Here is a 16,525-nt window from a genome sequence, read left to right on the forward strand (position 1 = left end):
ATAATAGAGCAAAATATAGCAAGTAAAATAATTTTCCATATTGGACTCAAACTAAAACATATGGAATATATAATTAATAAAAAAACCGTACCAATTATACCACCAATGGAACCTTCTATTGTTTTCTTGGGACTGATTTTAGGGCATAACTTTCTTTTTCCAAATAAATTTCCTGCTATATATGCAAATGTATCAGTACCAAACGCTATAATAAAAACTAACCAAATATACTTAGTTTTATCTAAATATATTATGTGAAAAAGTAAAAATGGAATATATATTATTCCTAAAATTGTTACGGAAATATCTTCTATAGTTATATTTTTATTAAACATTAATAATATAAGTAAAGTAATAATAACTATACTAAAAAAAAGACCCAAATAATCATTTTGTAAAATTGTATTTATAAAAAATCCTGTTGCTCCTAAATAGCCTGCAGTATAAATAGGATTTATATCAATTTCTTCTATTGCTTTATAAAATTCTCTTAAACCAATAATTGAAACTATATAGACAGCAAAAGATAATAAATATCCCCCTTTTGATACAATAAAAATTAATAGGACTAAGCCAATTAGACCACTAAAGAATCTCTTGCTTAAATCTTTCACTTATATTCCTCCAAATCTTCTATTTCTTTTTTGATAATCAATGATAGATAATAATAAATGTTTCTCTGTAAAATCTGGCCATAATATATCAGAAAAATAAAATTCTGTATAAGCAATTTGATATAGCATGAAATTACTAAGTCTAAGTTCCCCACTTGGTCTAATAAGTAAATCAGGATCAGGTTGACCTTTTGTATAGAGATAGTTAGAAAAATTAATTTCATTTAACTCATCTATATTAATTTTACCCATTTCCAACTCAATTAAAAGATTTTTAATTCCAAATATTATTTCGTCTCTTCCGCCATAATTTAATCCAATATTCAATATCATTCCAGTGTTTTTAGATGTTTTTTCTATAGCCCTTATTACTTCTTCTTTTGCAAACTGCGGTAATTTTTCAATATCTCCCATAACTTGTATCTTGACATTGTTTTTATGTAATTTATCTAATTCTCGTCTTATATATTGGACCAAAATCTTCATCAAACCTTGAACTTCTTCCATAGGTCTTTTCCAATTTTCTGTTGAAAAAGCATAGAGAGATAGATGTTGTATTCCCAAACTTGATGCAGCACCAACAATTTCAACTACTCTCTCCATCCCTTCTTGATGACCAAAGTTTCTTGGTAAAAGTCTTTTCTTTGCCCATCTACCATTTCCATCCATTATTATTGCAATATGCTTGGGAAGTTTTGTCATATCAATTTGTTTTTTTATTTGTTCTATAGTTTGATTAATATCTGCCATATATATCACCTCATCACTAAAAACCCCTTCCTATTAAGAAGGGGTTTTACTATATTTCCATTAGTTCATCTTCTTTTTTCTTTGTTACGTCATCTAGTTCTTCAATAAATTTATCTGTTATTTTTTGTATTTCTGCTTCAGCTAATTTTTTATCATCTTCACTAATTTCTTTATTTTTTTCCATCTTCTTTAGCTGCTCATTTAAATCTCTTCTTATATTTCTAATGGCAATTTTAGCATTTTCTCCATTTTTCTTAACTACTTTCGTTAACTCTTTTCTTCTTTCTTCTGTTAATGCAGGAATAACCAATCTTATTACTTTGCCATCATTTGAAGGATTTATACCTAGATCTGACTTTAATATTTCCTTTTCAATTATAGGAATCAACTTTACATCCCAAGGCTGAATAACTAATAATCTTGGTTCTGGCGCTGAAATACTTCCGACTTGTTTTAAAGGTGTTATTTGTCCATAATAATCCACTGTAATTTTATCAAGCAATGTCGGATTTGCTCTACCTGCTCTAATACTTTGTAATTCTTCTTTGTAAACCGAAATAGTTTTACCCATTTTTTCTTCTGCTTCCTTGTAAAGTCCAGTAAACATAATTAATCCTCCTTTACATGTGTTCCAATTTTTTTACCTAAAACAACATTAATAATATTATTTGGTTCATCAATTCCAAATACAATTAGGGGAATCTTATTATCCATGCATAATGAAGTTGCAGTCGAATCCATTATTCCTAGTCCTAAGTTCAATATATCTATATATTTTAATATGTCAAATTTTTTGGCATTCTCATTTAAATTCGGATCCGAATCATATACTCCATCTACACCTTTTTTAGCTAATAAAATTACTTCTGCCTCTACCTCAGCAGCTCTCAGGGCCGCTGTAGTATCTGTTGAAAAATAAGGGTTACCTGTACCTGCTGCAAATATAACTACTCTACCTTTTTCCAAATGTCTAACAGCTTTTCTTCTTATATATGGTTCGGCTATCTGTCTCATTTCTATTGCAGATTGTACCCTTGTATCTACTCCCAATTGCTCAAGAGCATCCTGTAATGCTAATGCATTCATAGTTGTTCCAAGCATTCCTATATAATCTGATGTAGTCCTATCCATTTCATTAGTTGATCTACCACGCCAAAAATTTCCTCCACCTACTACTATAGATACTTGTACACCTAAATTGTGTAATTCTTTGACTTCCATAGATATTTGATTAATTGTATCTATATCAATTCCAGTACCCTTAGAACCTGACAAGGCCTCGCCACTTATCTTTAAGACTACTCGCTTAAATATTGGGTCCATTTAATTCACTCCTAATATTAAGTTTAGTGTTATTTAAATGGAGAACAATATTTGTTCTCCATTTAATTACATATTAATTTGCTTTGCAACCTCGTCAGCAAAATTTTCTTCTCTCTTTTCGATTCCTTCACCAACTTCGAATCTTGCAAATCTTCTAATTTTTAAATTTTCACCTATTTTAGCAATTTTCTCGTTTAATAAATCTTTAATCTTAACATCTGAATCCTTTATAAAATTTTGATCTAATAAACATATTTGTTCGAAGAATTTTTCTAATCTTCCTTCTACCATTTTAGCAGCAACATGCTCAGGCTTACCTTCATTAATAGCTTGCTGAGTAAGTACTTCTTTTTCTCTAGCTATTTCTTCCTCAGGTACTTCTTCTCTTGAAATATATTTAGGATTTGAAGCAGCTATTTGCATAGCTATATCTTTAACAAATTGTTTAAATTCATCAGTTTTAGCAACAAAGTCAGTTTCAGAGTTAACTTCTACTAAAACTCCAATTCTGCCGCCATGGATATATGCTTCTACTAAACCTTCTGCTGCTACCCTACCTGATTTTTTTGCAGCCTTTGATAATCCTTTTTCCCTTAATAAATCAATAGCCTTTTCTATATCTCCATTTGTTTCTACCAAAGCATTTTTACAGTCCATCATTCCAGCGCCTGTTCTCTCTCTTAATTCTTTCACTGTTGAAGCACTTATATTCATTCTATCCCTCCTATATTGTTAAAAATGGTAAGAGTATAAGGGAACAACCCTTTTAACCCTTACCCTTTTATTTACTCTTCTGTATTTTCTATTTGTTCTCCTTGTCTTCCTTCTAAAACTGCATTAGCCATAGTTTCAGTTAATAGTTTAACCGCTCTTATTGCGTCATCATTACCAGGTATAACATAATCAACTTCATCTGGATCACAGTTAGTATCTACTATAGCAACAACAGGAATTCCAAGAATTTGAGCCTCTTTTACTGCTATTCTCTCTTTTCTTGGATCTACAACAAATAGAACATCTGGTATTCTATTCATATTTTTAATTCCACCTAGGAATTTTTCTAATCTTTCTGCTTCATGTCTCAATTTTATAACTTCTTTTTTAGGTAATAAATCAAAGATACCATCTTCTTCCATTTTAGCTAACTCATGAAGTCTGTCAACTCTATTTCTAATAGTCTTATAATTTGTTAACATACCACCAAGCCATCTTTGATTTACAAAATGCATATTGCATCTCTTAGCTTCACTTTCAATAGCTTCTTGTGCTTGTTTTTTTGTACCTACGAATAAAATCTCGCCACCATCTGCAATAACATCCTTTATAAAATCATAAGCTTCTTCTACTTTCTTAACTGTTTTTTGCAAGTCAATAATGTAGATACCATTTCTCTCAGTAAAAATATACTGAGCCATCTTAGGATTCCATCTTCTAGTTTGATGTCCAAAATGAACTCCCGCTTCTAATAAACCTTTCATTGTAATTACTGACATACTGCCACCTCCAAGTTTTTTTCCTCCATTCCCTTCATACATTAAAGGAACCTATAGGCACTACCTTCAATGTCTAGGAATGTGTGTAATCACTATAGTAGTATAACATACGATTAATTTTAAAGCAATCATTTTTATACAAATTTACCTATTTTTTATTTTCATGCATCTTCAATATAATTTCTATTTCCCTAATACCTTTATCTAATTTTCTAGCAATTTCTTCTTTTGTTAATCCAATACTTTCTAATTCTATTATCTTATTATGGAGTGGGTTTATATTAAAATTGTTTAAATTATCTTCCTCTATATTATGCAATTGTCTCTCAATACTTTTTTTATTTTCCATGTTTATTATTTCCAGCTTAGAATGAATTATTTCACTAAATTCTTCAACCATATTTTCAGTTAAATTATAATACTCTTTTACTCTTTCTTCTATTAAGTTTAGATCATTATTCTTATCCTTACTATTTATTAAATCTTTTCTTATTATATGAATTGAATAAATAATTAAAATTAAACCAATTGTACTTAAAATGATAGATATCATCTCACACCTCAATTATATACGTATATCAATTTTATTTCCTATATTTTTATCTTGGGATATATCTTCATTAGAAGACTCTTCTGATTTTTTCCGTTTATTATATTGTGAATTGTTTTGTTTTTTAGAATTATTATTGTTATAAATTCTAGACTTATTGCTTTTTTCTGTATTCATAACCTTTTTTTTATTTTTGTTTATAGTTTTCTCTTGTTGAACAAATCCACTTTCTACTATATTTCTATTTTTAATATTTTCTATATATTTTGCACTTGATACTTCTTGGGTTTTTGGAAGCATAACATTATAATCAATGGGTTTAATAGACATACTATCACCTCTTAATATGATCCAATTCTTATATCTCCATCTTCCTTATAAAATGTGCATCTTTTCATTTCATCCCTTATATACATAAAACTATTTCCAATAATAATTTTTACTCCTGGATAAATAATATCTGCCACCTTTATTTGTCCTCTTGATAAAGTATTCATTTGATTTTTCAATTCTTCCAATTCTCTATCCATCTTGCTAACCTCTAGAGTTAATGATAATTGTGCTTTACTAAGCTCATTATATAGTTCCTCTTTTTTAACATCAAGCTTATTTGCTCTTTTTAATACTTCCAATACCTTAAGAGATTGATTTATTTTTTCTAAATTCTCTTTAGACACCTTAAATTTTTCGTCTATTTCATCATATTTTTGTTTAATATATGTATCAACCCCTACTTCCAAAACCGTTGTTGTGGCCATTGTAGAACCAATTACTCTAGCTCTAATTTCATATCTAGCTCTGCAGATCCCACCTACTATAAGTCCCTTTTTTCCAAGAACAAGTATATTTGATCTAGAAGACACCTCACTATGCATAATAGCTTCTGCAGTTATATTTGCTCCAACATTCACTACAGAATTTTCAATAAATTTAGTAGATAAATTCCCTTTAGTATTTATGGTTAACCTGTTGTAACCTTGAATTCCTTGACGAATTAAAACGTCTCCTTCGGATTGAATTAATCCACCTTCTATTGCACCTTTTACCTCAACAGAACCTCCTGTAAGTAAAGTAAATCCATTTAAAATATCTTTATTTACAATTACATTACCTTCAAATCTAACATTTCCAGTGCTACCATCAATATTTTCTACAACTAATAATTCTGAAACACTAATCTTTCCATTCTTAAACTCAATCAATCCATTAATGTCTGATTGTAAGAACATTCCATCAGATGAAACCTTAACATTCTTCCCATATTTAAATTTAGGTGTTCTTCCTTTAACATATGGAATTACATCTCCATTAACTTTTATTCCTTCTTCACCTTCAGTAGGAGATATAATTTCTGCTAAAATATCATCCTCCTTAGTTGTATTGATGGAATCTAGCTCTTTATAATCTACTGTACCATCATCATTTAATTTTGGTAATAGTGGTTTTTCTAAATCAAAATGATATTTAATACTTCCATCTTTCCCAGGTACTGGTTGTTTTCCTTCAGCTATACAAAGTTTTTCGCCAGCTATTTTATTCTTTAAAAAACTTATTAATAAGTTTTCATTTAAACCGTATTTAATATATTGCTTTACTTTATCTAATATATCTTTAACATTGAATTCAATTTCATTTTCATCTTCATCTTTCAATAGAGTAATATATCCATATAGTCCATCTTTACTAATTTCAAGTATTATGTTATCACCTATATTGTACATATTCCACCTCCTAAGATCCTTTAACTATGCCTTCTCTCTCCAAAAAAATTTTAATATTTAAAATGGCTTTGCTATGTATTTGTGAAATTCTCGATTCAGATAATCCCATAATATTTCCAATTTCTTTATAGGTCAATTCTTCATAATAATACAAAGAAATTACTAATCTTTCGTTTTTGTTTAATGAATCAATTGAAATAGCTAGAATGTTCTTTATTTCTTCTGCCTCATAAATTTCTTCTGGAAGATTTGTATTGGTTTGGCTTTCTAAAAAATAATCACCATTTGTCAATAACAATTCTTCTAAAGAAGAAACATTGAAGGTTGATATATCAGATAATATTAATTCCAATTCATTTAATGAAATATTTAAATGGTTAGAAATTTCATCATTTGTTGGACTTCTACCTAGTTTGTTTTCAAGAAAAGATATTGAGTTTTGAATGTCTTTAGACTTTTTTCGTAAAGACCTAGGAATCCAATCCAGCTTTCTAATATTATCAATAATGGCACCTTTTATTCTTATCTGAGCATAAGTTTCAAATTTAATATTCTTTGTTATATCAAATTTATCAATGCTATCTATTAGCCCAAGAACGCCATATCCTAACAAATCGTCATATTCTATTTTACTTCCATAAAAATTATACATCCTTCCAGCAACGATCTTAACCAAATTTATATAATTTTCTATTAATATTTTTTTTAATTCCTTATCTTTGGTATTATTGTATTTTATCCATAAATTCTCAATATCCATTTTATTCCCTCCCATGGAAATTATATTGTCTTTTCTCCATGGCCAATAGTTTTCACCTGCAATAATCCATCAATAGAATTCAATATTATGGTTCTACCAAAATTTCCTCCCGTATCTTCCGAAACAATTTTTATATTTAACTCTTTCAGTTTATCCTTTGTTGCAATTACATTTCTTTCACCAATTTTTAAAATACTGTTGTTTGAATTAAAGTTAAACATTTGTGACCCGCCAGCTATCTTGGCAACCAAATTAGTTTTATTTGCACCAGACTTCAGCATTAAATCTAATAATTCTTCAATTCCAGTATCGGCAAATTTAGCTTTGTTATCATTATTTTTTATTTCTCTACTTGAAGGTAACATAATATGAGCTAGTCCAGCAATTTTATTGATTTTATCATATAACGTAATACCTACACAAGAGCCTAGTCCCAATGTGGTTAATAAATTAGGTGCTTTTGTTATATTTAGATCAGCCATTCCAATTTTAATAATTTTAACATCCATTTCATTTTACCCCTAACGCTATTAATATTTTATCGAATGAAGATAAATCTGGAAGGAAAAATAAATTTCCAGCAACAAGATTTTCTTCCTCTTCAAAAATTGTTTCTATCATCAATGCGTGATCTGACACATGACCATATTGAATTGCTGGCACACTAAGAATAGCACCTGCCATATCTATTGAAATAGATGGAATAGAAATAAATACCTTTAATCCAGTAAGGGCAGACAAGGAATTCGCATATGAAGATGCTATAATATTGCCGACTTCAGACAGTGCTGATATATCCATATCATCAAGTTCTTTGTTTTCTTTCTTTCTATTATATAATATATTAGTCAAGTTTATTGCAGAATCAATATCTAAAGCAAACATCATATTTCCAACTACATCTTCCATCAGCTCAAAATAGATCCCTATTACTAAGTTTTCTTCTCCACCTAATATTTCAGCCACATCTTTAAATTCCATTATACGAACATTTGGAACTTTCATATCAATTTTCCTAGATATCATTCCTGCTAAAGCAGTAGCTGCATTTCCGGCTCCTATATTTCCCAATTCTTTAAGTATATCTATCATAAAATTATTTAAATTATCAACATTTATTGTCATTTTATTGCCCCCTAATTCTCAAAAACCTTTGACAATTCAAGTAGTATTACTAATCTATCTTTGATTTTCCCAATTCCTTGAATATAGTATAAGTATTCATTTTCATAAGAAGTAGGCGGAGCATCGATATCCTCATTGTTTATTTCAATAACTTCAGATGAAGAATCAACTATTAATCCAGATACAATGTCATCATTTGAAACAATTATAATACGAGAGTTGTTATCTATCTCCTTAGGCTCCATATTAAATTTCAACCTTAAATCAATTAAAGAAATAACCTCACCTCTTAAGTTAATAACTCCTTTAACATAATTTGGAGCATTAGGTATCCTAGTTGATTCTTGCATTTTTTCTATAGATATTACCTTATTAATAGGAACTCCATAATATTCTTTGCATAATTTAAATACTACATATTTATTATCTATTACCTCCGACACTTTAACCCCTCCTTATATTAGAGAATTAATATCTAAAATCAATGAAATATTACCATTACCAAGAATTGTAGCACCTGATAAATATTTAATACCAGACAAATATTTTCCTAAGCCTTTAATAACTATTTCTTGTTGTCCAATTAGGTTATCAACTATTAAACCAGCCTGTTTATCTCCTTTTCTAACTACAACTACGATCAATTCATCATTTTCTCTATTATCGTTAATACCTAATATATCTTTTAATCTTATAATTGGTAAAGTCATATTTCTATATAATACAACTTCTTGCCCTTGGACATCAGTTATTTGATTACTTGAAATATTGATTATTTCAGTAATAGAACTTAAAGGGATTGCATATATTTCTTCGCTTAATTTTATAAGTAAAGCTTGAATTATAGCTAATGTTAATGGAATCCTAATTATAAACTTGCTTCCCTTACCTTGTACACTTTCTATTTCTACATTTCCATTTATTGATTCTATTTTACTCTTAACAACATCTAGTCCAACCCCTCTACCTGAAACATCAGATATAGTGTCTGCTGTACTAAAACCAGGTTTAAATAGTAAATTAATACTATCTTCTACTGACAAGCTTTCTGCTTCTCTTTCATCTATTATTCCTTTTTCAATTGCCTTTCTTCTAATTAAATTAGGATCCATTCCTTTCCCATCATCTTCTACTTCAACTACAACATTATTACCGTCTGGATAAGATTTAAGTATAACTGTACCAGTTTCAGATTTTCCTGCCTTTATTCTATCTGCGGGAAGTTCTATTCCATGATCTATGGAATTCCTAATCATATGGATTAAAGGGTCTCCTATTTCGTCAATAACAGTTCTATCTACTTCTGTTTCCTCTCCGCTCATTTGTAAATCTATTTCTTTCCCTAACTCTTTAGATAAGTCTCTCACTAATCTTGGGAATCTATTAAACACCCTTTCAATTGGAACCATTCTAACCTTCATTACTGCATCATGTAAATTAGTAGTTATTCTCTCTAAATATTCAATTGCTTCTGTCATATTTTCACCAGTTGATTTCTCACTTAAATCATCCATTCTGGTTTTTATTATTATTAATTCACTAACTAAATTCATTAAATTATCTAATCTATCTATATCCACTCTAACCGTTTTACCTATTTTACCTACATTTCCTTGAGTTGTTTTTTGACCTTTATCATTATTTTCATTTGTCAAAACCTTAGATTCGCTAGACTTCTCAAACTCATCAGAAATAGTTTTGCTATCAGAATCAATTTTACTATTAGAATCAATACTTATAAAGTCCGATAAATTAATTTTTTCTAATTCAGATATTTGATTTAATTCTTTTAGAATATTTGATTTATCATAACCACTTACTAACACAACAGAAAATTCTAAATCAAATTTCTCGTCTTCAATATCTTCTACCGATGGATTGGAATAGATTATTTCTCCAAAGTTTTCTAAAGTATTAAATATAATAAATGCCCTTGCTGATTTTAGCATACATGATTCATTTAATATGAAATCTATACTATAAATATTCAATCCATCTTCTCTAGCTTTATCAACTACTTCTAATACAAATTTATCTATGTTTAACTCTTTTGAATCACCATCATTATGTTTTGTATTTTTCTCCCTATTTAATAAATTTGTTAATTTATCTATTAATATTTGATTAGTATCATCATCCTCTGCTCCATAATCAATGATATGGTTTACTGAAGAATCTAAAGCATCAAAACATTCAAATAAAATGTCAATTATATCCTCTGATAATTCTATATCATTACTCCTTGCAGCTTGTAAAACATTTTCCATCTCATGAGTTAAATTAGCCATATTATGAAATCCCATAGTACCTGACATACCTTTTATCGTATGGGCAACTCTAAAAATTTCATTTATATTTCCCAAGTGAGAAGGATTTTTTTCTAATTCTAATAGAACATCATTCATACTCTGTAAATGTTCCTTCGCTTCTTCAACAAATATATTTATATATTGACTAATATCTAAATCCATAACTACACCCCCACTTTATCTATTATTTTAGTTGCAATTTTATCTATAGGCAATACTATATCTATACAATTTGTAGCACTAGCCGATTTAGGCATGCCATATACAACTGAAGTTGATTCATCTTGAGCTATAGTATAACTTCCAGCTTGTCTCATTTTAGCTATACCCTTCGCTCCATCTGACCCCATACCTGTTAAGATAATACCAGTTTTAGAATATCCATTTATTTTTGCTACTGATTCCATCATTTTATCAACAGTCGGTCTTAATCCCATAACTTGAGGCTCTTTATTTAATCTTATTATTAGATCTTTCGATTCCTCAATTACAGTCATATGATAATCTCCTGGTGCAATATACCCCCATCCTTTTGAAAGTATATCGCCATCTTCTGCTTCTTTTATCCTTATATTTGAAATAGAGTTTAATCTATCAGCCAAGGATTTAGTAAACTTAGGTGGCATATGTTGTACTATAAGAATAGCAGCATTAATATTAGCTGGTAATTCTGGTATTAAAGTTTGCAGTGCCCTTGGTCCACCAGTAGAAGTTCCAATAGCTACAATATTGTCAAATTTCTCCTGACCTATAGTAGACCTATCTTCAAATTCTTTCACTGCATTTACCTTTTTAATAGGTTGTCTCACATAAAATTTTGATTTTGCACCTGCTTTGATTTTTTCTATAATTTCTTTCTTTATATCCCCTTGACTTAGACTAAAAACATTTGTAGGCTTAGGTAAAAAATCAACCGCTCCTTCATCTAATGCTTTTAATGTAAGTTCTGCACCTTCTGAAGTTAAAGAACTAATCATAACAACTGGCAACTTACTATATTTTGATACAATATGTTTTAATGTTGTTAATCCATCCATTAGAGGCATTTCTATGTCTAATGTTACTATATCAGGCTTCAAAACCTCTATCTTTTCTAAAGCTTCTTTTCCATTCCTGGCAGTACCTACAACTGATATTTCTGTATCTGATATAAGTATGTCTGTTAAAATCTTTCTAATTAAAGCAGAATCATCTACTATTAAAACCTTTATCATTTAAATCAATCCTTTTAATCTTAAGATTCTTTGTCTTTCAAAAATATATTTGATAATTACATCCCTATCTTCTTCTTTTATTTCTAAAAATGAAATTCCAATACTAAATTTATAATTAAAACTATTTGTTTCTTCGACTCTTACAACTAATGCTTTTGCTCTTATAAAAGAATCTCCTATTTTAAGTGAGCAGATTACTTCATCACCTACCTTATGCTCATAATTGCAATAAAGTTTCATTCCTCCACCTGAAATATTGTTAGTTTCACAATGTTCTACTAACATTTCAGCATTATTTCCTTTAATAATTGAATGTTCTTTATCCACACTTAATGCTGTTAAAAGTCTATAATAGTTTCTTTGCTGAATTTTTCTAACTTCTGATATTCTTGATACTTTTAAAGAATATACTGGCGAATTATTTCTAGATAACACCTTAGCAATAAAATAATATTTCCCTATATTTTCAACATTATAACAAATGTCTATTTCTTCACCATTATGTATAAAAACTAAATTATTTTGTTTAATTGGACCACTAATTACTAAGTCTTGAGAATCAACTATATCTAAAACTTGTGATGGGTAAGAAATCTCCTTATCACCCCTTACCCTTATAATATCTATCTTTGTACCTATGCTTAAAGACTTAAAATCAAAATCCATTTAATCACCTCTCTTAAAAAAAACCTCTAATATTTTTTTAGCAAAACTTGTTTTTTCTTTTTCTTCCATAACTCCTTCTCCTAAGTAATCCATTGCTATAATATTTATTCTCTTTGAAATAGAATTATTAGGATGTGAAACTATAAATGGAGTTTGATTTCTAACAGCATAATTAACTAAATCATTTTTTTCTATATATCCTAAATATTCAATTTGAATCTTTAAAAAATTATTTGCTGCATTATATAATCTATCAAAGATTTCCATACCCTCTTTTCTATCCTTAACCATATTACAAACAACATTGATCTTTCCACTAAAACCAGTATAAACTATGGACTTAATTAATGTATAAGAATCCATAAGTGATGTTGGGTCTGGTGTACAAATAACAATTACTTCATTAGAAGTCATAATAAAATCAATTACAGAACTTGAAATACCTGCTCCAGTATCTATTATGATATAATCAGAAGAAACTTGCAACTTTTCAATCTCTTTAATTAATCTTGGAAAATTTTCATTTTTCAATAAATTCAATTCTTTTAAACCAGAACCTCCTGAAATAATCTTTATTCCCTCAGGGCCATTATTCATTATTTCAAATATATCTTTATCTGAATATATTATGTCTGATATTCTGTTTCTAACATTAGTACCAGTTAATATCTCAATATTGCTTAATCCTAAATCAGCATCAATTATAACAACCTCGTATCCCAGTCTTTTAAGAGATACTGAAAAATTAACAGCAAAATTCGTCTTACCAACTCCGCCTTTGCCACTAGATATTGCAATAACCTTTGCCTTATCTTCAGATGACATCATAATTTCATTATCTAAATCCCTTGACTTCATAATTTTTCTTAAGTTTTCTGCCTGATCAGTCATTTTTATTCTCCTCAATAAGCTTTTCAGCAATATTTTCAACATTAATAGTTTCAATATCATCTGGCACATTTTGACCTATAGTAAAATATGAAAGTTGCTTATTGGTAATATGCTTAATATTTAAAATATTCCCATAACTTTCAGTTTCATCAACTTTAGTAATAATTATTCTATAATCTTCTAAAAAATCATATTTCTCTATTAGAGTTTTTAAGGCTCTACAATCTATATTTGCATTAATTAATAAATAAATTTCTTTTGATTTAGTTGTATTGAGTATATCTTTAAGCTCTTGTAACTGTTCTATATCATTATGATTTCTTCCTGCAGTATCAACCAAAATAATATCTTTACTACTAAAATGATCAATTGCCTCAAGCATCTCTTTTTTATTATATACTATTTTTAAAGGTAGTTGCAAAATATCACTATAGATTTTTAATTGCTCAACTGCAGCAATTCTATATGTATCGGAAGTAATCAACCCAATATCATGTTTATTTTTAAGAACAAAATTTGCAGCTATTTTAGCTAAAGTTGTAGTTTTTCCTACACCTGTAGGTCCAACGAAAAAAACAATTTTTTGATTATTATCTAGAGCAATTGGCTCAGAACTTCCTAAATTTTCAATTAGATTATACTTTATTATATTTCTAATTGTATCATAATCTTTACCATCTATATCTATTTGATTTTCAATTTTTTTTAGTAGTTCTACAGAAATTTTAGAATCTACCCCATTTTTTATAAGTATGCTATGAAATCTCTTTAAAATAGGTGGGAAAACTTCCTCATCTATTTTATTTACCGGAAAATTCATCATAAATTTTTTTAGTTCAATTAGCTCTTGATTAATATCATTTAGCTTACCTTCATAATAATTAGTAATATTCTTATCCACTAAATCCTTATCTTCAAAAGCAGCTGTAATTTCAACTAAAGGTTTCTTAAAATATCCAAATAGCCCTTTATGTCTAATTGTTTTTGTATTCAACACAATTGCATCAGACCCTAATTCCATCTTTAATTTCAACATAGCTTCATGAGCTGTTTTTCCTACATACTTTTTAATTTTCATTATATACCTACCACCCCAACTGATTGAACCTCCACAGAAGACTCAAGCTCATTATAAGATATTACAATTACATCTCTAGTCATTTGCTCTGTTAATTTTTTAAAATATAATCTAACAATTGGTGCCGTAAGCACTATAGGCTGTTCACCAATAGAAGTAAGGTTTTGAATTGTCTTAAAAGTATTATTTAAAATTGTCTGTGCTTTATTAGGCTCTATTGATAAATAGGAGCCAGTCTCCGTTTTGTTAATTGAGTTCATAATAAGTTCTTCAACCTGATTATCCAAGGTTACTACGTTTAAATTATTATTTTCAACATATTTATTAGTAATATACCCAGACATTCTTTGTCTAACATATTCTGTAAGTAAATCTGTATCACTAGTAATACTTCCATAGTCTGCTAGAGTTTCTAATATTGAAACCATATCTCTTATACTTATTTGTTCTCTAAGTAAATTGGATAAAACTTTCTGGACTTCGCCAAGAGATAGAAGTTTTGGTACTACTTCTTCAACAACAGCAGGATATTCTTCTCTAACATTTTCAACTAAAGTCTTAACATCTTGTCTTCCAATAAGTTCGTAAGCTTTTTCTTTTATTACCTCTGTTAAATGAGTAGCTATTACAGAAGGTGGATCAACTACAGTATATCCAAATATTTCTGCCTTTTCTCGTTCTTTTTCTGTAATCCATTTAGCAGGTAGTCCAAACGCAGGTTCTATAGTATCTATACCCTCAATATTCCCTTCACCTACACCTGAATCCATTGCTAAATAATGATCAAAATAAACTTCACCTTTGGAAACCTTAACACCTTTTATTTTAATTATATATTCATTTGGATTTAACTGAATATTATCTCTCAATCTAACTATTGGAACCACTAATCCTAACTCCATGGCAATTTGACGTCTAATCATTACAATTCTATCTAATAAATCCCCGCCTTGCTCAACATCAGCCAATGGTATAAGACCATATCCAAATTCAAGTTCAATATCATCAACCTTTAGTAAACCTAGTACGTTCTCAGGTCTCCTTAACTCTTCTGCTTCTGATGTTTCTATTATTGGTTCAATTGTTTCAGATTTCATAACCTTTTTCGTTTTTAATCCAGCAGCAATAAATATACACCCTAATAAAATATTTGCAAGCTTTGGTAAAGGTGTAGACACCCCTAGTATAATCATAACTCCACCAATTATATATAAAATAATTGGATTATTAGAAAACAACTGTTTAATTAGGTCTTGTCCCAAATTTGATTCTGACGCTGACCTAGTAACCACCAAACCAGTAGCTGTTGAAATTAATAATGCTGGAATTTGACCTACTAATCCATCTCCAACTGTAAGCAATGTATATCTTTGAAGAGCTTGACTAAATGGCATGCCCTTTCCAATAATTCCAATAAGGAAGCCAGCACCAATATTTATTATCGTAATAATTATTCCAGCGATAGCATCTCCTTTTACAAATTTACTAGCTCCATCCATGGCACCATAAAAATCTGCATATCTTTGTACATCTTTTCTTCTTTTCTTTGCATCTTCTTCAGTAATTAGTCCTGAGTTTAAATCAGCATCTATTGCCATTTGTTTACCAGGCATTGCATCTAAGGTAAATCTAGCAGCTACTTCTGAAACACGTTCAGCACCCTTGGTAATTACTAAAAAATTTATAATTACTATTATAAAAAATATTATAAAGCCAACAACATAATTTCCTCCAATTACAAAATTTCCAAAAGCTTCTATAACTTTACCAGCATTAGCCTGTAAAAGAATACCTCTTGTAGTAGAAATATTGAGAGCAAGCCTAAACAGTGTTGTTAGTAATAATAAAGATGGAAAAATAGTTATCTGCAATGCATCTTCGGTATACATGGATAATAACAAAATCAATAAAGATAAAGCAATATTCAAACTTAATAGAAAATCTAGGAACCCTGTATTTATAGGTATTATAATAATAAGTATTATTCCAATTATAGCTAAAGCTACTAATATATCTCCTAATTTCATTTCC

At 29.0% G+C, this 16,525-nt stretch carries 19 protein-coding genes; all 19 read right to left on the reverse strand.

The features are described 5' to 3' along the window. On the reverse strand, window positions 1-614 hold a 614-nt coding region (locus RT714_RS05295; RefSeq protein ID WP_313756533.1), incomplete at its 3' end, for a phosphatidate cytidylyltransferase. Then, a complete protein-coding gene (locus tag RT714_RS05300) occupies window positions 615-1,364 on the reverse strand; it encodes an isoprenyl transferase (protein WP_313756534.1) in 750 nt (249 codons plus the stop codon). 49 nt (window positions 1,365-1,413) lie between these two features. Beyond that, window positions 1,414-1,971, reverse strand: a complete 558-nt coding sequence (gene frr / locus RT714_RS05305; protein WP_313756535.1) for a ribosome recycling factor — start codon at window positions 1,969-1,971, stop codon at window positions 1,414-1,416. Window positions 1,972-1,973: 2 nt separating this feature from the next. After that, window positions 1,974-2,687, reverse strand: coding sequence for a UMP kinase (pyrH, locus tag RT714_RS05310; protein WP_313756536.1), 714 nt, complete (start codon window positions 2,685-2,687; stop codon window positions 1,974-1,976). A gap of 66 nt (window positions 2,688-2,753) precedes the next feature. Then, complete coding sequence (gene tsf / locus RT714_RS05315) at window positions 2,754-3,401, reverse strand: translation elongation factor Ts (protein ID WP_072972350.1); 648 nt, start codon at window positions 3,399-3,401, stop codon at window positions 2,754-2,756. Window positions 3,402-3,472: 71 nt separating this feature from the next. Further along, window positions 3,473-4,180, reverse strand: a complete 708-nt coding sequence (gene rpsB / locus RT714_RS05320) for a 30S ribosomal protein S2 (protein WP_313756537.1) — start codon at window positions 4,178-4,180, stop codon at window positions 3,473-3,475. A 148-nt stretch (window positions 4,181-4,328) separates the two neighbouring features. After that, a complete protein-coding gene (locus RT714_RS05325; RefSeq protein WP_313756538.1) occupies window positions 4,329-4,733 on the reverse strand; it encodes a hypothetical protein in 405 nt (134 codons plus the stop codon). A gap of 12 nt (window positions 4,734-4,745) precedes the next feature. Further along, window positions 4,746-5,060 (reverse strand): hypothetical protein, encoded by a 315-nt coding sequence (locus RT714_RS05330; RefSeq protein WP_313756539.1) that lies wholly within the window; start codon window positions 5,058-5,060, stop codon window positions 4,746-4,748. 11 nt (window positions 5,061-5,071) lie between these two features. After that, window positions 5,072-6,451, reverse strand: coding sequence for a FapA family protein (locus tag RT714_RS05335; protein WP_313756540.1), 1,380 nt, complete (start codon window positions 6,449-6,451; stop codon window positions 5,072-5,074). A gap of 10 nt (window positions 6,452-6,461) precedes the next feature. After that, window positions 6,462-7,211: a FliA/WhiG family RNA polymerase sigma factor gene (locus tag RT714_RS05340; protein WP_313756541.1), complete on the reverse strand. Its 750-nt coding sequence runs from the start codon at window positions 7,209-7,211 to the stop codon at window positions 6,462-6,464. A 20-nt stretch (window positions 7,212-7,231) separates the two neighbouring features. Continuing rightward, window positions 7,232-7,720 (reverse strand): chemotaxis protein CheD, encoded by a 489-nt coding sequence (locus RT714_RS05345; protein ID WP_313756542.1) that lies wholly within the window; start codon window positions 7,718-7,720, stop codon window positions 7,232-7,234. Window position 7,721: 1 nt separating this feature from the next. Continuing rightward, window positions 7,722-8,336, reverse strand: coding sequence for a chemotaxis protein CheC (locus RT714_RS05350; RefSeq protein WP_313756543.1), 615 nt, complete (start codon window positions 8,334-8,336; stop codon window positions 7,722-7,724). Between the two features lie 11 nt (window positions 8,337-8,347). Next, window positions 8,348-8,779, reverse strand: a complete 432-nt coding sequence (locus tag RT714_RS05355) for a chemotaxis protein CheW (RefSeq protein WP_313756544.1) — start codon at window positions 8,777-8,779, stop codon at window positions 8,348-8,350. 12 nt (window positions 8,780-8,791) lie between these two features. Continuing rightward, window positions 8,792-10,807: a chemotaxis protein CheA gene (locus RT714_RS05360; protein ID WP_313756545.1), complete on the reverse strand. Its 2,016-nt coding sequence runs from the start codon at window positions 10,805-10,807 to the stop codon at window positions 8,792-8,794. Between the two features lie 2 nt (window positions 10,808-10,809). Next, complete coding sequence (locus tag RT714_RS05365; protein ID WP_313756546.1) at window positions 10,810-11,859, reverse strand: chemotaxis response regulator protein-glutamate methylesterase; 1,050 nt, start codon at window positions 11,857-11,859, stop codon at window positions 10,810-10,812. After that, on the reverse strand, window positions 11,860-12,525 hold the full coding sequence (locus tag RT714_RS05370) for a flagellar brake protein (protein WP_313756547.1): 666 nt from the start codon (window positions 12,523-12,525) through the stop codon (window positions 11,860-11,862). Next, the gene (locus RT714_RS05375) at window positions 12,526-13,416 is read right to left on the reverse strand and encodes a MinD/ParA family protein (protein ID WP_313756548.1); all 891 of its coding nucleotides are present in this window, start codon (window positions 13,414-13,416) and stop codon (window positions 12,526-12,528) included. It lies immediately after the preceding gene. Next, a complete protein-coding gene (locus tag RT714_RS05380) occupies window positions 13,409-14,494 on the reverse strand; it encodes a GTPase (protein ID WP_313756549.1) in 1,086 nt (361 codons plus the stop codon). Before RT714_RS05380 ends, RT714_RS05375 begins: the two co-directional genes overlap by 8 nt. Then, window positions 14,494-16,521, reverse strand: a complete 2,028-nt coding sequence (gene flhA / locus RT714_RS05385) for a flagellar biosynthesis protein FlhA (protein ID WP_313756550.1) — start codon at window positions 16,519-16,521, stop codon at window positions 14,494-14,496. Before flhA ends, RT714_RS05380 begins: the two co-directional genes overlap by 1 nt. Between the last annotated feature and the right edge of the window lie 4 nt (window positions 16,522-16,525).

It is taken from the genome of Tissierella sp. (assembly GCF_032104385.1).
In the GTDB taxonomy this organism is placed as follows: domain Bacteria; phylum Bacillota; class Clostridia; order Tissierellales; family Tissierellaceae; genus Tissierella.